Origin of the sequence: Pseudomonas sp. ANT_H4 (genome assembly GCF_008369295.1) — a bacterium.
Classification (GTDB): domain Bacteria; phylum Pseudomonadota; class Gammaproteobacteria; order Pseudomonadales; family Pseudomonadaceae; genus Aquipseudomonas.
This window is the reverse complement of the sequence record NZ_VOBG01000002.1, coordinates 51,466-72,264: the sequence shown is the minus strand read 5'-3', so window position 1 is coordinate 72,264 and position 20,799 is coordinate 51,466. Positions and strand designations below refer to the sequence as shown.

The 20,799-nt window shown below is 57.8% G+C and carries 20 protein-coding genes; 10 read left to right on the top strand and 10 right to left on the bottom strand.

What is annotated here, in order from left to right; genetic code table 11:
- Positions 1 to 15: 15 nt before the first annotated feature.
- The 4 genes from proB to rplU all read right to left on the bottom strand — a co-directional run bounded on the left by proB (position 16) and on the right by rplU (position 3,298).
- On the bottom strand, positions 16 to 1,134 hold the full coding sequence (proB, locus tag FQ182_RS02910) for a glutamate 5-kinase (RefSeq protein ID WP_149411056.1): 1,119 nt from the start codon (positions 1,132 to 1,134) through the stop codon (positions 16 to 18).
- Positions 1,135 to 1,257: 123 nt separating this feature from the next.
- The gene (gene cgtA, locus FQ182_RS02905) at positions 1,258 to 2,481 is read right to left on the bottom strand and encodes an Obg family GTPase CgtA (protein ID WP_149410796.1); all 1,224 of its coding nucleotides are present in this window, start codon (positions 2,479 to 2,481) and stop codon (positions 1,258 to 1,260) included.
- A gap of 192 nt (positions 2,482 to 2,673) precedes the next feature.
- Positions 2,674 to 2,949 carry a 50S ribosomal protein L27 gene (gene rpmA, locus FQ182_RS02900; protein WP_133099984.1) on the bottom strand — a complete coding sequence of 92 codons (276 nt, stop codon included), beginning with the start codon at positions 2,947 to 2,949 and terminating at the stop codon, positions 2,674 to 2,676.
- A gap of 34 nt (positions 2,950 to 2,983) precedes the next feature.
- Positions 2,984 to 3,298: a 50S ribosomal protein L21 gene (gene rplU / locus FQ182_RS02895; RefSeq protein ID WP_133099985.1), complete on the bottom strand. Its 315-nt coding sequence runs from the start codon at positions 3,296 to 3,298 to the stop codon at positions 2,984 to 2,986.
- 240 nt (positions 3,299 to 3,538) lie between these two features.
- Here rplU and FQ182_RS02890 point away from each other — a divergent pair, with 240 nt between their 5' ends.
- The 3 genes from FQ182_RS02890 (at position 3,539) to FQ182_RS02880 (ending at position 5,418) form a co-directional block, all read left to right on the top strand.
- Complete coding sequence (locus FQ182_RS02890; protein WP_133099986.1) at positions 3,539 to 4,507, top strand: polyprenyl synthetase family protein; 969 nt, start codon at positions 3,539 to 3,541, stop codon at positions 4,505 to 4,507.
- Between the two features lie 114 nt (positions 4,508 to 4,621).
- On the top strand, positions 4,622 to 4,963 hold the full coding sequence (locus tag FQ182_RS02885; protein ID WP_149410795.1) for a zinc ribbon domain-containing protein YjdM: 342 nt from the start codon (positions 4,622 to 4,624) through the stop codon (positions 4,961 to 4,963).
- Between the two features lie 197 nt (positions 4,964 to 5,160).
- Positions 5,161 to 5,418, top strand: a complete 258-nt coding sequence (locus FQ182_RS02880; protein ID WP_003194088.1) for a hypothetical protein — start codon at positions 5,161 to 5,163, stop codon at positions 5,416 to 5,418.
- Between the two features lie 151 nt (positions 5,419 to 5,569).
- Here the strand turns inward: FQ182_RS02880 and FQ182_RS02875 are convergent, their stop codons facing one another.
- Positions 5,570 to 6,187 (bottom strand): FKBP-type peptidyl-prolyl cis-trans isomerase, encoded by a 618-nt coding sequence (locus FQ182_RS02875; protein ID WP_149410794.1) that lies wholly within the window; start codon positions 6,185 to 6,187, stop codon positions 5,570 to 5,572.
- Positions 6,188 to 6,343: 156 nt separating this feature from the next.
- A complete protein-coding gene (locus FQ182_RS02870) occupies positions 6,344 to 6,832 on the bottom strand; it encodes a TIGR00645 family protein (RefSeq protein WP_133099989.1) in 489 nt (162 codons plus the stop codon).
- A gap of 166 nt (positions 6,833 to 6,998) precedes the next feature.
- Between FQ182_RS02870 and FQ182_RS02865 the strand changes: the two genes are divergently transcribed.
- On the top strand, positions 6,999 to 8,834 hold the full coding sequence (locus FQ182_RS02865) for a hypothetical protein (RefSeq protein ID WP_149410793.1): 1,836 nt from the start codon (positions 6,999 to 7,001) through the stop codon (positions 8,832 to 8,834).
- A gap of 9 nt (positions 8,835 to 8,843) precedes the next feature.
- Here FQ182_RS02865 and FQ182_RS02860 read toward each other — a convergent pair whose 3' ends face one another.
- Positions 8,844 to 9,185, bottom strand: coding sequence for a hypothetical protein (locus FQ182_RS02860; RefSeq protein ID WP_133099991.1), 342 nt, complete (start codon positions 9,183 to 9,185; stop codon positions 8,844 to 8,846).
- A gap of 201 nt (positions 9,186 to 9,386) precedes the next feature.
- Positions 9,387 to 11,825 (bottom strand): Lon protease family protein, encoded by a 2,439-nt coding sequence (locus FQ182_RS02855; RefSeq protein WP_149410792.1) that lies wholly within the window; start codon positions 11,823 to 11,825, stop codon positions 9,387 to 9,389.
- A gap of 267 nt (positions 11,826 to 12,092) precedes the next feature.
- Between FQ182_RS02855 and FQ182_RS02850 the strand changes: the two genes are divergently transcribed.
- From FQ182_RS02850 to FQ182_RS02825, 6 genes are all read left to right on the top strand, one after another.
- Entirely contained in the window at positions 12,093 to 12,581 is a 489-nt protein-coding gene (locus tag FQ182_RS02850) for a DUF3015 domain-containing protein (RefSeq protein WP_133099993.1), read from the top strand.
- A 93-nt stretch (positions 12,582 to 12,674) separates the two neighbouring features.
- Complete coding sequence (locus tag FQ182_RS02845; RefSeq protein ID WP_149410791.1) at positions 12,675 to 14,528, top strand: DUF4105 domain-containing protein; 1,854 nt, start codon at positions 12,675 to 12,677, stop codon at positions 14,526 to 14,528.
- Between the two features lie 31 nt (positions 14,529 to 14,559).
- Complete coding sequence (locus FQ182_RS02840; protein ID WP_149410790.1) at positions 14,560 to 14,865, top strand: chorismate mutase; 306 nt, start codon at positions 14,560 to 14,562, stop codon at positions 14,863 to 14,865.
- 242 nt (positions 14,866 to 15,107) lie between these two features.
- Positions 15,108 to 16,193, top strand: coding sequence for a type I restriction endonuclease (locus FQ182_RS02835; RefSeq protein ID WP_149410789.1), 1,086 nt, complete (start codon positions 15,108 to 15,110; stop codon positions 16,191 to 16,193).
- A gap of 240 nt (positions 16,194 to 16,433) precedes the next feature.
- Entirely contained in the window at positions 16,434 to 16,790 is a 357-nt protein-coding gene (locus tag FQ182_RS02830; protein ID WP_149410788.1) for a hypothetical protein, read from the top strand.
- Between the two features lie 70 nt (positions 16,791 to 16,860).
- Positions 16,861 to 17,358 (top strand): GreA/GreB family elongation factor, encoded by a 498-nt coding sequence (locus tag FQ182_RS02825; protein WP_149410787.1) that lies wholly within the window; start codon positions 16,861 to 16,863, stop codon positions 17,356 to 17,358.
- Here the strand turns inward: FQ182_RS02825 and gdhA are convergent.
- Together gdhA and ettA are read right to left on the bottom strand one after the other, a co-directional pair.
- Positions 17,355 to 18,692 (bottom strand): NADP-specific glutamate dehydrogenase, encoded by a 1,338-nt coding sequence (gdhA, locus tag FQ182_RS02820; RefSeq protein ID WP_149410786.1) that lies wholly within the window; start codon positions 18,690 to 18,692, stop codon positions 17,355 to 17,357. The genes FQ182_RS02825 and gdhA overlap by 4 nt on opposite strands.
- A gap of 256 nt (positions 18,693 to 18,948) precedes the next feature.
- Positions 18,949 to 20,613, bottom strand: coding sequence for an energy-dependent translational throttle protein EttA (gene ettA, locus FQ182_RS02815; protein ID WP_133099999.1), 1,665 nt, complete (start codon positions 20,611 to 20,613; stop codon positions 18,949 to 18,951).
- Between the last annotated feature and the right edge of the window lie 186 nt (positions 20,614 to 20,799).

Genomic DNA, 20,799 nt, shown 5'->3' with positions numbered 1-20,799 from the left:
CGAGACTTCCTTCACTTAAACCAGAATCAGGTTATCCCGGTGAACCAGCTCCGGCTCAGCCATATAACCCAACAACCCAACAATCGCTTCAGACGACTGCCCAATGATTTTCTGCGCCTCAAGGGCGCTGTAGTTGGCCAGGCCGCGAGCGATCTCACGACCGTCCGGAGCCACACACACCACCATCTCGCCACGACGAAAGCTGCCCTGGACCAATTTGACGCCCACCGGCAGCAGGCTTTTATTGCCCTGGGACAGCGCCGATACCGCACCGGCGTCCAGCACCAGAGTGCCACGAGTCTGCAGATGCCCCGCCAACCACTGCTTGCGCGCCGCCAGCAGGCCGCGCTCGGGCGACAGCAACGTACCAATGCGCTCGCCCGCCTTGAGGCGATCCAGCACCCGCTCCAGGCGCCCACCCACGATAATCGTATGAGCACCAGAACGCGCCGCCAGCCGGGCCGCACGAAGCTTGGTCTGCATGCCACCACGCCCCAGAGCGCCACCGGCACTGCCAGCCACCGCATCCAGTGCCGGATCATCGGCGCGGGCTTCATAAATCAGCTGAGCATCGGGATTGTTGCGTGGATCAGCATCGAACATGCCGTCGCGATCCGTGAGAATCACCAGCAAGTCAGCCTCCACCAGGTTGGCCACCAGCGCAGCCAAGGTGTCGTTGTCGCCAAAACGAATTTCGTCAGTGACCACCGTGTCGTTCTCGTTGATCACCGGGATCACCTTGAGCTCGACCAGGGCACGCAGGGTGCTGCGGGCATTGAGGTAGCGCTTGCGGTCGGACAAGTCATCGTGAGTCAGCAAAATCTGCGCCGTGTGGCGACCGTGCTCGGCGAAGCTGGATTCCCAGGCCTGCACCAAACCCATCTGACCGATGGCGGCAGCGGCTTGCAGCTCGTGCATCGCACTCGGTCGCACGGTCCAGCCGAGGCGGCTCATCCCGGCAGCAACCGCCCCGGACGACACCAGCACCAACTCAACACCCGCCTCATGCAAGGCCACCATCTGCTCAACCCAGACGCTCATGGCTGCACGATCCAGCCCCTTGCCATCCGCCGTCAGCAGCGCACTACCGATCTTTACGACCCAGCGCTGCGCACCCGCCACTTTACTCCGCATCATCTTCAACCTTAGATTGAGGACAGCACGAGCCAGTGCTGCCCATAACGTTATTCGTGACTACCGATTTCCAGATACCAAAACGCCGCTCGATTGAGCGGCGCTTAAGTTTACTGCAACGAATCAGTCGCGCACGTAAATGATTTCCGGACCATCCTCATCATCCACATCTTCCTCGTCCCAATCATCGTCACCGATGTCATGGACCGACTTGACGCCGCTGCGACGCAGGGCACGCTGATCATCCAGGGCCTGCAACTGGGCACGCGCCTCGTCCTCGATGCGCTGATCGAGGTCAACCAACTCTGCCTTGAACACAGGGTCATTGGCCAAGCGATCAGCACGATCTTCCAGGTAACGCATGATGTCACGGGTCAGACGCTCAGTGCCTTCTTTGGCAATGGCCGAGATCACGTAGACCGGACCGGTCCACTCCAGGCGATCAACGATCTCCTTGACGCGCTCTTCGTGCTCCTCCTCAAGGATTTGGTCGCACTTGTTCAGCACCAGCCAGCGATCACGTTCGGCCAGGGACGGGCTGAACTTGGTCAGCTCACTGACGATAACTTCGGCAGCATCCGGCGCACTAGTGTCATCCAGCGGAGCCATGTCGACGAGGTGCAGCAGCAGGCGAGTACGGGACAAATGCTTGAGGAAACGAATCCCCAGGCCGGCGCCATCGGAAGCACCCTCGATCAGGCCCGGAATGTCCGCAACCACGAAGCTTTTCCAACGGTCGACACTGACCACACCCAGGTTTGGCACCAGGGTAGTGAACGGGTAATCAGCCACTTTCGGCTTGGCGGCAGACACCGAGCGAATGAGAGTACTTTTACCGGCGTTTGGCAGACCCAGCAGGCCGACGTCAGCCAAAACCTTCATTTCCAGCTTGAGGTCACGCTGCTCGCCTAGCTTGCCCGGCGTGGTCTGGCGTGGTGCGCGGTTGGTACTGGATTTAAAACGGGTGTTACCCAGACCGTGCCAGCCGCCATGAGCCACCAGCAGACGCTGACCAGCCTTGGTCAGGTCGCCGATAACTTCCTGCGTCGCGGAGTCGATCACGGTGGTGCCGACAGGAACCCGCAGGACCATCTCCTCGCCTTTTTTACCGGTGCAATCAGTGCTGCCACCGTTGGAGCCACGCTCGGCATCGAAGTGCCGGGTGTAACGGTAGTCCACCAGGGTATTGAGGTTTTCGTCGGCGATCATGTAGACCGAGCCGCCATCACCACCATCACCACCGTTCGGACCACCGTTTTCGATGAATTTTTCCCGACGGAAACTCATGCAACCATTACCGCCGTCGCCAGCTTTTACTCGGATCGAAACTTCATCAACAAACTTCATAACAAAACGCCTCTCGTCGCACGGACGAGCTTAAGAAACCAAGACATAAGACTCTTGCAAAAATGAGCGCAGCGACCTCAATCAACAACCGAAAATCCGCGCTGGAGCCCATTACAAACAGCTTTGCAAGAGACTCACCCCACAAACGAAAAAGCCCCGTCGCAAGACAGGGCTTTTCCAGCAACTACGTAATTATGCCGCGACGACTTCAGTCTTCGGGACAATGCTCACGTAACGGCGATTGAAAGCGCCTTTTACTTCGAACTTGATCACGCCGTTGATTTTAGCAAACAGAGTGTGATCTTTACCCATGCCAACACCGTAACCGGCGTGGAATTGGGTGCCGCGCTGACGCACGATGATGTTGCCCGGAATGATAACCTGGCCGCCATACATCTTCACGCCAAGGCGCTTGGCTTCTGAGTCGCGACCGTTACGGGTACTACCACCAGCTTTTTTATGTGCCATGAGTCAATTCTCCTAGTGAGGAATTAGGCTGAAATTAAGCCTGAATACCGGTGATTTTGATCTCGGTGTACCACTGGCGGTGGCCCATACGCTTCATGTGGTGCTTACGACGACGGAACTTGATGATGCGGATTTTATCGTGACGACCTTGGGAAATCACTTCAGCCACAACGGTAGCGCCAACAACAACTGGAGCGCCGATGTTCACGTCATCGCCATTGGCGACCAACAGAACGCGATCAAAAGTAATGGATTCGCCGGTAGCGATTTCCAGTTTTTCGATCTTCAGGTATTCACCTGGGGCGACCTTGTATTGCTTGCCACCAGTAACAATTACTGCGTACGACATGGTATTTCTCCGATAATCCTGCTCACCCAGCGCTTTATAGGTAAAGGTATTGGCTGGCATGGCTGCATGGGATGGAACGCCCCAAATGCAATTGCGTAAGGCAGGTGCTGCCCAGGAAGTTCAGGGTGCGCGATTGTACGCAAGCTACAGAAGGCTTGCAAGTAGCCGTCTATCGCGCCTTGACACTACGGGACGTGGGTCCTAGCATGCCGCGCAACCCTTCTGGAGCGACTGTCGCTGATGCAACCCCAAGCTTTCTACCGTGCGGTAGCGGACGATTTTAGCGCCGTCGACGACATCATCAAGAAGCAGCTGACTTCTAAAGTGCCGCTGGTCTCCAAAATTGGCGACTATATTACGTCGGCGGGCGGCAAACGCCTGCGTCCTTTATTAGTGTTGCTGTGTGGCAAGGCGCTGGGCCGCGAAGGCGATGACCTGCGCCTGCTGGCTGCCACCATCGAATTCCTGCACACCGCCACCCTGCTGCACGACGACGTGGTCGACATGTCCGGGATGCGCCGTGGTCGCGAGACCGCCAATGCCATGTGGGGCAATGCACCAAGCGTGCTGGTGGGCGACTTCCTGTACTCACGCTCGTTCGAAATGATGGTCGAGCTGGGCTCGATGCCGGTGATGAAGATTCTTTCACAAGCCACACGCATCATCGCCGAAGGCGAAGTGTTGCAGCTGTCGAAAGTACGCGACGCCAGCACCACCGAAGAAACCTATATGGAAGTCATTCGCGGCAAGACTGCCATGCTCTTCGAAGCCTCGACACACAGCGCCGCCGCCCTGTGCGAAGCGACGCCGGAACAACGCGAAGCCCTGCGCACCTTCGGTGATCATCTGGGCGTGGCTTTCCAACTGGTGGATGATTTGCTCGATTATCGCGGCGACGCCGAGACCCTGGGCAAGAACGTCGGTGATGATCTGGCCGAGGGTAAACCGACCTTGCCGCTGATCTACACCATGCGCGAAGGCACCCCCGAACAGGCCGCCCTAGTGCGCAAGGCGATCCAGAAAGGCGGAATTGAAGACCTGGAAAGCATCCGCGCTGCCGTGGAAGCTTCGGGCTCACTCGATTACACCGCGCAACTGGCCCGTGACTACGTGGCTCGCGCCATCAAATGCCTGGAAGCCCTTCCAGCCAGCGAATACCGGGACGCCCTGGTAGAGCTGAGTGAGTTCGCGGTCGCGCGGACACACTGATTAATTGCTGTGCAGGAGCCGCCGCGGCTCCTGCAAATAGCCGCATCCCCCGCCTCGCCCTAAAACCCTATATAATGTGCGCTTTTTAGCCATCCTGAAACTCAAGGAGCCTTAGTGAGCACGTTGCCACCCTGCCCGAAATGCAACTCCGAATACACCTACGAAGACGGCGCCCAGCTGATCTGCCCGGAATGCGCCCATGAGTGGGCCGTCGGTGGCGAAGTCGAGGCCGCCAGTGATGACGCCGTGAAAAAAGACTCCGTCGGCAACGTCCTGCAGGACGGCGACACCATCACCGTGATCAAGGACCTCAAGGTCAAAGGCACGTCGCTGGTGGTCAAGGTCGGCACCAAGGTCAAGAACATCCGCCTGTGCGACGGCGACCACGATATCGACTGCAAGATCGACGGCATCGGCCCGATGAAGCTCAAGTCCGAGTTTGTCCGCAAGGTTTGATTTTGCTGTCTCCATCTCGTGCCCTGCACGGGATGGCGCTTCACCCTCCCCGCCTCAACGCCCCGCCAGTAGCAAAAGACCAGTCCTTTTGATCGAACACAATGCCCACACAGAAAAACCAGTGAATCGCCAATAGGGACTTGCTATTCAATGAATAAGAATTATTCTCATTGAAACCCATCAAGGAGAAGCAACCCATGACTTATTTGATTGATGCCTGGCTGGACCGCCCACACCCCTACCTGCGGATACTCCATCGGGAAACCGGGGAAGTCTGCGCCGTGCTGGAAGAAGAAGCCTTGAATGAATTGCAGGATCAGGGCGACCTGGACGTCAATGGCTTGAGTTCCAGTGAACCGGGCGTGCTGAAGGAGGTGGTGCGTAACCTGTTTCTGTTCTGCTATGCCCGAGCATTGCGCCCAGCGACGGAGCTTAATGGCAAGTTTCATCCATGAGACACCTGCAAAACCGTGTAGGAGCGAGCCTGGTTCTTGCTCGCGAAGAACCCAAAGACACTGCGTTCATCCAGGATGCCCGCGTTATCGTTGACGTCCATCGCGAGCAAGAACTAGGCGTCCCTCGCTCCTACAACTTAGCCAGCAGGCCTTACAAAACGTCGAGCAGCTCGACGTCGAACACCAGAACGCTATGCGGCGCAATGCTGCCAACGCCTTGTGCGCCGTAAGCCAGTTCGCTCGGCACATACAGACGCCATTTACTACCGGCGTTCATCAGTTGCAGGGCTTCGGTCCAGCCGGCAATCACGCCACCGACCGGAAATTCTGCAGGCTGGCCACGCTCGTAGGAGCTGTCGAACACAGTGCCGTCGATCAGGGTGCCGTGGTAGTGGGTACGTACTTGATCTTCACGAGTTGGCTTGGCGCCATCACCCGCAGTCAATACTTCAAACTGCAGACCGGAAGCCAGAGTGGTGATGCCATCACGCTTGGCATTTTCAGCCAGGAAGGCCAGGCCTTCGCCTGCTGCAGCTTCAGCCTTGGCGGCCGCTTCGGCTTGCATGATGTCGCGGATGACCTTGAAGCTGTCAGCCATTTGCTCTTGGTCCACACGGCTTGGTTTGCCTGCGAACGCATCGGTCAGGCCAGCCAGGACCGCGTCCAGGCTCACGCCAGGTGGCGGATTGTCGCGCAGTTGGTCGCCCAACTGACGGCCAATGCCGTAGCTCACGCGGGTTTCGTCGGTGGACAGATTGACTTCGGACATGGAACTGCTCCGCTGTAGGAAGGCACTGGAAACACTACAGAACTGCAGCGTTTCCCGTGTCATCCGAACTAAAAGGGCGAGCAGACTAGCATAGAAAACCGGGATTTGATGAGCCCCAGGCCCTGCCTGCTGCTCATCACGCTATCCGTCAGCCAATTAGTGCTTGGTCACCTTATCCAGGTAGCCCATGGCACACGCCGAGACCACAAAGGTCATGTGGATGATCACGTACCACTTCAGATGCTCGGGATCGATATTCTTGGCGTCCATGAACACCCGCAGCAAGTGAATCGACGAAATCGCCACGATGGAAGCGGCCACTTTCATCTTCAGCGAGGAGGAGTCCATGGTGCCCAGCCAGTTGAGCTTGCCCTTGTCGTCGTCGATGTCCAGCTGGGCGACGAAGTTCTCGTAGCCGGAGATCATCACCATCACTAGCAAGCCGCCAACCAGTGCCATGTCGATCAACGACAGCAGCACCAGGATCAAATCGGACTCGGTCATGGCAAAGACGCTGGGGAGAACGTGAACCACTTCCTGGAAAAATTTCAGCGCCAGCGCCAGCAACCCAAGGGACAAGCCGAAATAGATCGGTGCCAACAGCCAGCGTGAGGCGTACATTGCATTTCCGATAAAACGTTCCATTGAATCTCACACAGCTTGGCTAAAAATGGCGGCGAGTATATCAGCCACATACAAAGGCCAGAACCACCGAGAAAACTGACCGGCACGGCATCTGTCAAAGAGTTTTTCTGCTAGTGTCGGGCTCATCAACTCGGCTCGATGATGTCGGACAGGAAAACTGAAGATAATGGATGTGCGATCCCCTTTGGCCAGCCTTGGCCTATGTGTGGCGTTGCTGGCTGGCAGCGGCTGTTCCCCCAGCGACGAACACAAGCAAACCAGCCTCGAAGAGAAAACCGCCAAGTTCGAGCAATCCCTGGACACTATCCAAGACCCCAGGCTCAAGGATACCGTGGCCGACCTTGGTGGCTCCTTGCTACTACTGGAGCGCGCCCGAATCAAGCTCAGCACCAAGCCTATCGAAGCCGAGTACGTCGAAGACACCCTGGCGCTGCTCAAGCACTACCCGACGCCACAAGCCGTGGTGGACACTTACATCAACGGTCTGTTTGTCCTGCGCAAAAACTCCCATTCGGACTATCTGACGGACCTGCAGCCGGTGTTCCCGTTCAACTTCAACGGCCCCGACCAGTTCCCCTTTCCCCATGGCCTGGAATGGCAGTCGGTGACGCTGAGCAACAACAAGACTGTCCCCTTCCAGCCGGAATGGTCGGAAACCGACCCTGGTATCCAGTTGAGCCCCTCCAGCTCCAACCTGACCAACCCGGACGACTTGACGGTCACGTACCCCTTCATCGAAGGCATCGAGACCGAGAACAAAATCCAGCCGCAACCCGTCACCCTCAAAGGCCAGGTTGAAGTCATCGCACCACGCAAGGTCTTCACCTTTGACTTGACTAAACAAGACGTCGGCCACAAACGCAGTGAAGAAAACGTCACCGTCACGCTGCTGACCCTGGAAAAAAACTACGCCGAAATAGAACTGACCAACAATGCCCCCCTGGCGCCACAAGTCGCTGACGCGTCTCCCAACGCGCTGCTGGTGCAGGCCAGGGATACCACGGGGCAATTTCTATCCCGCGCAGGCTCGATCAACGAGAGCGCCGCTCAACTGGCGTTCTACGAGAAACAATTGGCCGAGATGCAGAAGCAGAAAGGCTGGTCCGACGCCTTTGAAAAGCAGTTGGAAGACGAGCAAAAAGCTTTCGAACACAAGCAGACCAGCCATTACACCAAGGTGTACTTCAACGGCCTGATCGATAACCTGCAAGTCAGTGTCCTCGATTTTTCCGCCGCCACGGTGACCCGCAAAGACCTGGACCTGCCGATTCGGCGCTTCGACAAGAACAGCCTGGAAAAAACCGTACAACCCCTGCCGATGCCAGTGACGGTGTACGACGACCAGGCCACCGACTGGCTCAAGGGCGCCACACTTTCCGAAGACCAGCTTAAAAACAGCATCAGCATCAACCAGTCAGTCGACGATGCCAGTGCCGCACACATCGTGTTTGACCACCCCTACACCTTCAACGACGACCTGCTGGGCGAAGCCCGCAGTGGCGCCGATGCACCCGTGACATTCTTTACCGCCAATGAGGACGGCCAGCGCGGTAAGCCCATCGAGCTGCCTACCGAGGCATTTGAAGTTGACCCAGGGCGCGGCGTCATTACCTACGACCTGAACCTGTTCCCCGAGAACCCAACGTTTGTCGTGGGTTCGATTCCGCTGTTCCTGGCAAACGTCGAAAAAGCCACCGTCGCCGCCAGCCAGCTTCCAAAGGGTCTGGTAATGCAGGGCAACGCCTTGATTGTCGACCAGCAGCTCTTTCCCTCCGACAGCTGGCGCTTCTTCGCCAAGGACGCCAGCGGACACTACTTGAAGGAAGTTCTCGGCGTCAGCCACCGCGCTGAGGAGTACGGCACGGCGCTCTTTGATGTGCACTATTTTTATGGCCAGCCTACGCAGTTTGAAACCTACCAGCGCACCGAACTGAACACCGTGCAGTATGGGTTTGAGGTCAAGCTGAACAAACCTGAGGCTACTGTGCCTGCCAAGCCGTAAGCTCAGTGCTCAGTGCTCAGGATGAAGTTGTATGTCTGTGAGCGCCCGCGACCGCCCGCCATTGAGCTGTCGCAGGTGGGCCTGCAGGTGCAGACACCAGATCTGCGGGTCATCGGCCAGTTGATAGCCGTGCAGCGTCAGGCTTTCAACAATCGACTCAAGGATGGTTTCGGCCACGAACGGCCCATGAAACGGGCCCTGGGCCTTGATCGTTGTGGGCTGCTCACCGGTCATTCCAGCGGCAAATAGTAAGGTCCACATCCCGGTATCCCCCGCAAGAGGGCGAATGCTGCATTCGATTCGTGTGACCAGGCCTAGGCACTGGCGGGTGAGGCAAAGGCTGCGCGGCATGGCGGCGACCCTCGGTAGATCCTGTGTTCAGCCTCCAGAAGACGAGACTGTCTCTATCCAGCGACTCCTGTGGATATCCCTTGAGCTGAGAATAGAAGAAAACCCGTACAAACCAAGGTTGCCGAGACCAACGGGCAATCGGCCATGATTCAACGAGTCAAAATTGTGGCGGGGAAGCCGGCTCCCCCGCCACAAACACAATCAGCTCGGTTTGGTTTCAACCAACGACTGCTGCGCCAATTCCTTCTCTGCTTCCTTGAGATCTTCCTCGCTGATCATCTCGGCAATCGCCCGCAAACGCTCGACCACTCGCGCATTGACGCTGCCTTCAGGGAATTGCCCCTCCTCATCCGGCTCACCGGCCGGCTCGCCCACCAGCAGACTCAAGGCCTCGTCAGCCTGGCGCACCGCATAGACATGGAACTGCCCCGCCCGCACAGCCTGCAATACCTTCTCGTCCAGCATCAGCGTCGCGACGTTGGCCTGGGGAATGATCGCCCCTTGCTCGCCAGTCAAGCCACGGGCTTCGCATAGACGGAAGAAACCTTCGATCTTCTCGTTGACCCCGCCCACCGCCTGTACTTCACCAAACTGGTTGATCGAGCCGGTGATGGCAAAACACTGCTTGAGCGGCGTCTTCGACAGCGCCGAGATCAAGGTGCAGGCCTCGCCCAGGGAGGCGCTGTCGCCGTCGACATAACCGTAGGACTGCTCCAGGGCGATGCTCGCGGAGATCGCCAACGGGAATTCCTGGGCATAACGGCTGCCCAGGTAACCGGTGAGGATCATCACGCCCTTGGAGTGAATCGGCTGACCGAGGTTGACCTCGCGCTCGATATCGACAATGCCACTGCCGCCCGGGTACACCGTCGCCGAGATCCGCGCCGGTACACCAAAGGCCGAATCACCGACTTCCAGCACGGTCAAGCCGTTGCACTTGCCGACAGAAGCGCCGGCAGTATCGATCAGGATGACTCCCGCCAGCATGTCGTCGAGAATCCGCGCCGAGACCCGCCCGGTGCGCGTGGCCTTGGCCTTGAGCGCACGTTCGATATGGCCGGCGTCGGTCATTTCATCGCCCGCCAGGTGACGAATGAAATCCGCCTCGCTGACCAACTGGAACAGATCGCCGATCCGCGCCGACAAACGCCCCTGATGTTCCGCCAGCCGCGCACTATGGGTGGCCAGACGCGCCACCGCATCCGACGTCAACGGCGCCATGCCTTCTTCCGAGGTGCGGGTTTTCAGCAACTGGGCGAACTGCTCCAGGCTTTCGTCGACCATCGGGATGTCTTCATCGAAGTCCACCAGCACCCGGAATATCTCCTGGAAGTCCGGGTCCAGGTCTTGCAGCGTGTAGTACAACTGCCGGGAGCCAATGATAACGACCTTGACCTGCAACGGGATCACTTGCGGGTTCAGGGTCACCGTGGCCAAGCGGCCCAACTCGCCCAGTGGCGATTCCATTTTCAACTTGCGCGATTGCAGGGCACGCTTGAGGGCGTCCCAGACAAACGGTTCGCTGAGCATTTTCTCCGCTTCCAGGATCAGGAAACCACCATTGGCTCGATGCAGTGCACCCGGCCTTAACTGCCGGTAGGTGGTGTACAGCGCGCCCTGGTCGGTGCTGTATTCAATGCGACCAAACAGGTTGTCGTAGGTCGGATGAGGCTCGAACACCACCGGCGCACCACCGTTGGCCGGATGGCCGACCACCAGGCTCGGGCAGTATTGCTCTTCCAGCAGCTTGCGGGCCTGTGCGTCGGTCTTCGCGTCGTCCACCAATTGCTCGACCACGGTTTTCAGCAGGTAGACCTGCATCGCTTGCAGGTAACCGCAGACGCCGGCGTTTTCCGCGTACTTCTCGGACAAAGGCGCCAACAATGGCTGCAAGGCTAGGGTGATGGTTTCTTCGTTGAAGTGGCGCATCTGGTTATTGGACTCGCGCTTCCACTGGGGCAGGCTGGCGAGTTCTTCGTTGAGGCGTTCTTCCAGTTCGGAAATATCAGTGTGGAAGCGCTCGCGATCGGCTTCCGGCAACTGCGAGAACTCGGCCTCATCCAGGGCCTTGCCTTCGGCCATCGGCGTAAAGGCAATGTTGGTACTGTCGCGGTACAGCGCCACGTCCTTTTCCAGGGCCAGGCGTTCGATCACGTCCAGTGCGCGGTCATAGCGCTGGTTGAAGGCCCGGTCGATAGCGCTTTTGCGCTGTTGATAAGTCGGGTGTTCAAAGACCGCCGGGAAGGTCGCCACCAGGTTATCAATCAGGCCGTTGATATCGATGATAAACGCCGCCGCTCCACCCGCAGGCAGCTCCAACGCGCGGGGTTCGCGGGGCTCGTCGAAGTTATTGACGTAGACCCAGTCCGCCGGGGTCTGCAGGCGTTTGCCTTCGGCCTTGAGGTAGCGTTTGACGAACGAAAAGCGGCCGGTTCCAGGCTCGCCCATGACAAATACGTTGTAACCGGGGCGTGGCATGGCCACGCCAAACTGCAAGGCTTCGACCGCACGTTCCTGGCCTAGCACGCCGCGAAAGGGCTCCAAATCATTGGTGGTCGAGAAGCTGAACTGTTCAGCGGAGAAAGGGCGAGTCAGCGCTTCGGGCGCTAGACGCAAGCTGGCAGCAACAGGATCAGGCATTGGGCTTCCTTACATCAGGCGGGGCAATGGCGGCATTCTGGCGCCGTGCGTGGCTGACTGGCAAGGCACGACTTAGGGAAAGCATAGACACTGGATCGGCCTTGCCAAAAAACCTCTGTGTTCTCAATTGTTTTACAAAAAGTCACGGAACCCTTGGATCGTGCCTAAACTCCAAACTGCGCGGGTTGGACTAATAACCGGCCCCTAGGGTGCTGTGAGGCACCTGAAACCCTTGTCCATTGGTTTGCACACTAAGAGAATAAAGCTATGAAACGGATCCTTCTCGGTACTCTCTTCACCGTCGTCTCCCTCAATGCAATGGCTGAAGCGCCAGGTGGCCCGAACTGCGGTTGGGGCAACCTGCTGTTCGAAGGCCAACGTGGTACTCCCGCTCACTTCCTGGCGTCCACCACCAACGGTACCTCCGGTAACGCCACCTTCGGCATGACCTCAGGCACCAACGGCTGCGCCACCAACAGCGCCCTGACTTACGGCGGCAAATCGTGGATTGCCATGAATGGCATGATGAACGAGCTGTCCGAAGACATGGCCAAAGGCAATGGCGAAGCGCTGACCACCTACGCCGTGGTACTGGGTGTTGCTCCAGAAGATCGTGAACACTTTGCAGCAGTGACTCACGAACACTTCCAGCAGATCTTCAGCAAGGCTGACGTGACCGCAGAAGACGTGCACTCCAACACCATCGCTGTACTGAAAAGCGACACCCGTCTGGCGAAATACGCGACCCAGGCTTAATCTCGACCCGCCCGCGCCTTTCGAGGCGCGGATTTTATATTTTTGGACCTGCCCCTACTTTGGGTCTTTTTTATTTCGACTTAAGTTGCCCCTATGCTCAAACGCCTTGTTTGCCTGGCACTCTTCGCCTGCGCCCCGCTGCATGCGGCACCGCACCTTGATGATCAACGTTTGCAGCAACTGGCCAACGATCCATTCTGGCTATCACTGGGCCATTACGAAGCTGGCAAACTAAAAGGCTGGCGCAGTTATGTCAGCGACCAGAAGTTTTTCCTCGCCGCCGACGGCGCCCATCACCCGGATGCAGAACTCAAGGCCACCGTACAGGCGCTCTACGCCCCGGCGACGGCAGGCGAAAAACACGCCCAATGCGTTTACCCGGCACGTACCCGCTGGCTCAAGGACCAGTTGCAACTGACTGACTTGCCAACCGTGGACTGCACAGAATTTAAGCAATGGTTCAAGGACGTCGCCCCCCACAGCGCGGTGATGATCTTCCCGGCAGCCTACCTCAACAGCCCGTCGTCAATGTTCGGCCACACCCTGCTGCGCATCGACCAGGCTGACGTACAAAGCAACAACACCGCCCTGCTCAGCTACGCGATCAACTTCGGCGCCTATATCGAAGGCTCGGACAACAGCATCCTCTATGCCTGGAAAGGCTTGATGGGCGGCTATCCGGGCCTCTTTGCCCTGGTGCCCTATCAGGAAAAACTCTCCGAATACCGGAGCCTTGAGAACCGCGACCTTTGGGAATACCGGCTGAACCTGACCCAGGTCGAAACCGAGCGCATGGTCGAGCACGTCTGGGAACTCAAGCAGATTCAGTTCGACTATTTTTTCTTCGACGAAAACTGCTCCTACCGCCTGCTGGAACTGCTGCAAGTGGCACGGCCGGGCCTGCGGCTGACCGAACAGTTCCCGCTGACAGCCATTCCCACCGACACGGTTAAAGCCGTGAAGGACGCCGGACTGGTGGAGAAAATCGACTACCGGCCCTCCCGCGAACGTGAACTGCTGGAGCGCGCCAAGCCCCTGGACGGCGATGAACAGCAGTGGGTGCTGAAAATCAGCGACGACCAGAAACAATTGCAGGACCCAACCTTCAAGGCCATCACCAAGGATCGCCAGGCGCTGATCATCGACGCAGCCTATCGTCTGGGCCGCTACCGCGCCAATGGCCTGGAGCGCGATACCGAGCGCTCCCAGCGCAGCTTCGAATTGCTGCGGGCAATCAACCAGAACCCGGCGCCGGACCTTAAAATCGAACGCCCCGGCCTGCCCGAAAACGGCCACGAATCCCGCACCTGGCAAGCTGGCATCGGCACCCGTGGCGACAAGGCCTTCGGCGAATACGGCCTGCGCATGGCCTACCACGACCTCAACGACAACGCCGAAGGCTTCCCCCTGGGTGCACAGATTGAAATCCTGCAAATGAAACTGCGTCAGTACGAAGGCAATCACTGGCAGCTGCAGCAACTGGACCTGGCGACCATTCGCTCTCTAACCCCGCGCAACGAGCTGCTACAACCCTGGTCCTGGCAAGTCACCGGAGGCCTTGAGCGCGTGCCGGGCAAACATGACGACGAAACCCTGGTCAGCCACGTCAACGGCGGCGCCGGCGGCACCTGGCAACTGCGCGACGACATGCTCGGCTTCGCCCTCGGCACCGTGCGCGTGGAACACAACAGCGACTTCGACGAATTCATCTCTCCGGCTGCCGGATTCAATACCGGCGTACTCTGGAAAAATCCGCTGGGTAACCTCAGCCTGGAAGCCAAGGGCGACTTTTTCACCAACGGCGAAGTGCGGCGCAGTGTCAGCCTGAATCAGCAGTGGGAATTGTCCCGCAATCTGGGTTTGCGCTTGAGCGCGCAGCGGGAGTTCAGTCATCTGGCGACGCCAGTCAATGAGGTGATGCTTGAGGTGAAGTGGTATCACTACTAAATCGTCTGCCCGACAAGGAGTTTCAACCGACATGGCCGTTACTTGCACCAGCCTTGAACAAGTCCGAGAAAACATCGATCGCCTTGATCGACAGATCGTTGCACTGCTGGCCGAACGGGGCGGCTTTGTCTCCCAGGCCGCACGGTTCAAAAAAAACACCGATGGGGTCAAGGCACCGCAGCGTGTCGAACAGGTGATCGCCAAGGTGCGGAGCTTGTCCCACGCGGTTGGCGCCAATCCCGAGGTCACCGAGCAGGTCTATCGGGCAATGATTTCGGCCTTTATCCAGCAGGAGTTGGAAGAGCACGCCGCTCTCTCGGTTACCCCGGAGCAGTAGATCCGGCCGACATATACATTCAGTGTGAGGGTTTTTAAATACACATCAGCACAAACAAAATTTTCGTTCGCGCCCAACTCATTGATAAATATTCAGAAAATATCAGACGAAGTTTTAGCTTTTCTCAGTCGATACAAACCTGCTCTTACTCGATTCTCTTTGTGAGGATTTGTGTCTAGTATCGGATGGCAATCAAATTGCCACCACGTCTATACACGGATCTGAATAGGTAAGAGGCACATATGGAATTTTTTGAAAAGCTCACCAGCCTAGCGACTAAAGTCCGCTTGCAAGGCCCCGCAATTCAAACAGAAGAAGCCACAAAAAATGCTTTTGTAATGCCTTTTATCAACACGGTCCTGGGCTACGACGTGTTTGACCCACAGGAAGTGACACCTGAATTTGTCTGCGATGTCGGGACGAAAAAGGGTGAAAAAATCGATTACGCAATCATGAAGAATGGTGAGGTTCAAATACTCATCGAATGCAAAAAGATCGGCGAGCCGCTAAACATCAATCATGCATCGCAGTTGTTTCGATACTTCCACGTTACTAGCGCAAGGATCTCAATCCTCACCAACGGTCAGGTCTACAAGTTTTTTACTGACTTGGATGCGCCTAACAAGATGGACGAAAAGCCGTTTTTGGAGTTAGACCTGCTGAACATCGATGAGTACTCGGTTCCAGAACTGACCAAGCTGACGAAGTCTGCCTTTGACGTAGATTCAATCATCAATGCAGCTGGGGAGCTGAAGTACGTCAGCCAAATCAAAAAAATCATCGCCTTGCAAGTCAGTAAACCTGAGGATGATTTCGTCAAAGTATTCGCGTCTCGTGTGTACGAGGGAGTGATCACACAAAAAGTCCGTGAGCAGTTCTACGAGTTAACCCGAAAGGCGTTAAGCCAGTTCCTCAACGACCAAATCAATGATCGACTCAAGTCAGCTATGAGTGGTGCTATCCAGCCGACCATGGCCTCATTACCTGTTTCTACCAGTGCCAACACGGACATTACAGAATGCGATGAGTCAGAGGATAAGGTTCTAACGACGCTGGAAGAACTGGAGGGGTACCACATCGTAAGGGCTGTCGTACGCTCAGTAGTCGATGCGAAGCGAATCGTGCAGCGCGATACGCAAAGCTACTTCGGGATATTGTTGGACGACAATAACCGCAAACCGATTTGCCGGCTTCATTTCAACCGGAGCCAGAAGTACATCGGGATTTTTGACGAAGAAAAAAATGAAACCCGGCATGCCATATCGTCCATTGACGAGATTTACGAATACTCAGACCACCTGAAGAAAACGGTGGGGTATTACGACTGAGGAAAGAGGCCCCATGCATCTACATACCTTTGCAGCCTGACTTAAAACTTGTGGCGAGGGGGCAAGCCCGCTCGCCACAGGATGGGGGGATTGCTCGCCGTAGCCGCCGAGGATGATGATTAAGGACAAGGGGTTGATGGCCCTTCAATCCCACACATTTCTCACACGCCTTTCACACCCACCCAACGAATCCCCTTCTAAACTTCCCTCAACAGCCGTTCAACGGCCAGGGAGTATGAGATGTGGCGGTTCGCAGTAGCGCTGGGCCTGTTGGTGTTGCTGAGCGGTTGCCAGTCAACCCACGAGGATTTGCTGGCCAAGGGTTATCCACCAGCCTTTGCCGATGGTTTCGACGACGGTTGCAGCAGTGCCCGCCAGGCCGCTGGTGTGATCACCGGAGAGTTTCGCAAGAACGTCCCACGCTATCTGAAAGACCGGCCATACGCCGAAGGCTGGGACGACGGCTTCCGCCAGTGCAAGGCCATGCGCGAGAGCGAAGACCTCAATGACTATAAGGACCGCCACTGGGACGAGCGGGAACGGGCCTGGCAGCAGGAGAAGGACCGTGACGCGGCCAAGGCTTATCGCTCGCAATAGGTCGCTTTCAGACATCCATCGAAACTTAACCCCTGCGACCATGGCCCAAACTCCATAGCAGGAGAATCTCATGAGTCGAGCTTTCGTCAACGAAGACAGCGCCGCGGCCCAGGCCAGCCAACCGGTGGAACGCCAGGTCAGCGCGCAACCCAATCACCTCACTGCACAGGGGCTGGCGCAGTTGCAGGCCAAGGTTGCCTATTTGCAGCACCAGTACAGTGAAGAGTCTGCCAAGGGCGAGCAGGCCGACAAACAGCGCCAGGCTGACCTTGAGCGGGATTTGCGTTACTTCAACCAGCGTCTACAAAGCGCCCAGGTGGTAGCACCGGCGACCTCTACCGATAAAGTGCAGATCGGCAGTTGGGTGACCTTTGCCAATGAACAGGATGCGGAGCAACGCATTCAGTTAGTGGGTGAGGATCAGGCCGATGCAAGCGTGGGCCTGATCAACTGGGGGTCGCCTCTGGGCCGGGCGTTGCTGGGTGCCCAGGTAGGCGACGAGGTGCTGTGGAAGCGCCCCGCCGGCAATCAGTTGATCGAGATCCTACGCATCGAACCCCAAGTTTAGACGATGCCCTGGGCCAGCATTGCATCGGCCACTTTGACAAAACCGGCGATATTCGCGCCCTTGACGTAGTTGACCCGGCCATTTTCTTCGCCGTAGTGCACGCAAGCGTGGTGGATCGACTGCATGATGCTGTGCAGCTTGCTGTCCACTTCGCCAGCGGTCCACAGCAGGCGCATGGCGTTTTGCGACATTTCCAGGCCGCTCACCGCTACGCCGCCAGCATTGGAAGCCTTGCCTGGGGCGAACAGGACGCCTGCGTCGATAAAGATATCCACAGCCTCAAGAGTGGTGGGCATGTTGGCGCCTTCGGCCACGCACAGGCAGCCATTGCGCAACAATGCGCGCGCGGCGTCGGCGTCCAGTTCGTTCTGGGTCGCGCATGGCAGGGCGATGTCGCAGGCAAGCTCCCACGGGGTCTTGCCCGCGCGAAATTCCAGGCCGAAGCGCTCGGCCAACTCGCTGATACGACCACGCTGGACGTTTTTCAGCTCCAGCAGTGCCGACCATTGCTCCTCGGTCAACCCGCTTTCGCAGTACAAGGTGCCTTCAGAGTCGGACAGGGAAATCACCTTGCCGCCCAGGTCCATGACCTTGCGTGCCGCGTACTGGGCGACGTTGCCGGAGCCTGAGACCGCCACACGCTTGCCTTCGACGCGCTGGCCGTTGCGCTTGAGCATTTCTTCAGCGAAGTACACGCAGCCAAAGCCGGTGGCTTCCGGGCGGATCAGGCTACCGCCGTAGCTCATGCCCTTGCCGGTCAGCACGGAGGTGAACTGGTTGCTCAGGCGTTTGTATTGGCCGAACAAAAACCCGATTTCCCGGGCGCCGACACCGATGTCGCCGGCCGGAACGTCCACGTCCGAGCCGATATGACGGTACAGCTCGCTCATGAAGGCCTGGCAGAAACGCATGACTTCGGCGTCGCTCTTGCCCTTGGGATCAAAGTCCGACCCACCCTTGCCGCCGCCCATGGGCAGCGAGGTCAGGGAGTTCTTGAAGGTCTGTTCGAAGGCGAGGAATTTCAGCACGCCAAGGTTTACCGAAGGATGGAAGCGCAGGCCGCCCTTGTAGGGGCCGATGGCGCTGTTCATCTGGATGCGGAACCCGCGATTGACCTGGACCTTGCCGTGATCGTCGACCCAAGACACCCGAAACGTAATGGCGCGCTCCGGCTCGCAAATGCGCTCCAGGATGCCCGAGGTCAGGTAGTGGGGATTGGCTTCAAGAAACGGCCACAGGCTGCGCAGGACCTCTTCCACGGCCTGGTGGAATTCCGGCTGGTCCGGGTCGCGTTTCTTTAGGCGGGAAAGGAAGGATTCAACGGATTCGATCATGAAAAGTCTCGGCAAATTTATTGTCGTTAAAGGAGATTTGAGCCTGACTTTAACAATTCATGTCGCACCGCAACAGCGCAAAATGTCGCCTTTTTGAATTTAAATGGTGCGATTAATATAAATAACCCAGCTTTACAGGTTTTTTTGCACCTTAAGGGGGAGTGCAGTTCCAAGCCGCGCACCAACAGATACCGCCTCGTAACGCGCAAAAAAAACGGAGCCCGAAGGCTCCGCTTTTTCAAACCACCAGCCCGAATCAGGCCAGTTTTTTGTGCCGTACACGATGCGGCTGGGCAGCCGCATCGCCGAGGCGTTTCTTGCGATCGGCTTCGTACTCGGTGTAGTTGCCTTCGAAGAACACGGCCTGGGAGTCGTCTTCGTACGCCAGGATATGAGTGGCCACGCGGTCAAGGAACCACCGATCGTGAGAGATCACAATGGCGGCGCCCGGGAAGTCCAGCAGGGCTTCTTCCAGGGAACGCAGGGTTTCCACGTCGAGGTCGTTGGACGGTTCGTCGAGCAGCAGGACGTTGCCGCCCTCTTTCAAGGTCAGGGCCAGGTGTAAGCGACCGCGCTCACCACCGGACAGGTCCTTGACGAACTTCTGCTGGTCGCCGCCCTTGAAGTTGAAACGGCCAACATAGGTGCGCGACGGAATTTCATAGTTGCCGATGCGGATCTGGTCGGAACCGTCGGAAATCTGCTGGAACACGGTCTTGCTGCCGTCGAGGTCGTCGCGGCTCTGATCCACGCAGGCAAGCTGCACGGTTTCGCCGACTTCGATGGTGCCCGAATCCGGTTGTTCCTTGCCCATCAGCATGCGGAACAGGGTGGATTTACCCGCACCGTTACCGCCGATCACGCCGACGATGGCGCCCTTGGGCATGGAGAACGACAGGTTGTCGATCAGCACGCGATCGCCGTAACCCTTGGAAACGTTCTTGAATTCGATAACCTTGTCACCCAGGCGCGGGCCGGCCGGGATGTAGATTTCGTTGGTTTCGCTGCGCTTCTGGAATTCCTGGGATTGCATTTCCTCGAAGCGTTGCAGACGGGCCTTGGATTTTGACTGACGCGCCTTGGCACCTTTTCGTACCCATTCCAGCTCGTCTTTCATGGCCTTTTCATGGGCCGACTGCTGCTTGGATTCAGCGGCCAGACGGTCGGACTTCGCTTCCAGCCAACCGGAGTAGTTGCCCTCGTAAGGGATACCAGCACCACGGTCGAGTTCCAGAATCCAACCAGCGACGTTGTCCAGGAAGTACCGGTCGTGCGTGATCGCAACCACGGTGCCCGGGAAGTCGTGGAGGAAGTGCTCCAGCCAGGCGACGGAATCGGCGTCCAGGTGGTTGGTGGGTTCGTCGAGCAGCAACATGTCGGGGGCCGACAGCAGCAGGCGGCACAGGGCCACACGGCGCTTTTCACCACCGGACAGATGTTCGACCTTGGCGTCCCACGCCGGCAGGCGCAGCGCATCGGCGGCGACTTCCAGCTGGCGCTCCAGGTTGTGACCGTCACTGGCTTGCAGGATGGCTTCGAGCTTGGCCTGTTCGGCGGCCAGCTTGTCGAAGTCGGCATCCGGCTCGGCGTAGGCGGCGTAGACCTCGTCCAGGCGAGCCTGGGCGTTCTTGATCACGCTGACCGCTTCCTCGACCACTTCACGCACGGTCTTGGTTGGGTCCAGGATGGGTTCCTGCGGCAGGTAGCCGATGTTCAGCTCGGGCATCGGGCGGGCTTCGCCGTCGAACTCGGTGTCGACGCCAGCCATGATTTTCAACAGCGTGGATTTACCCGAACCGTTGAGGCCGAGCACGCCGATCTTGGCGCCCGGGAAGAAGGACAGAGAAATGTTTTTCAGGATTTCCCGCTTCGGCGGAACAACTTTGCTCAGCCGATGCATGGTGAAGACGTATTGAGCCATGGTGAACCTAGCGTCAGTGACTGATGAATTAAGCGGGCGAAGCCCGTGCCAGGCCATGCGCGGCGCGGGCCGTTGATGTTGATCAATGCCTGCGTACGGGAAAAGCCTGATTGTCTGGGGCTGGGACGCCCTCGCGTAACCGGCAAAGCTACCTGAATGCGGGTGGGCAGTCCAGCCAAGCAGGGC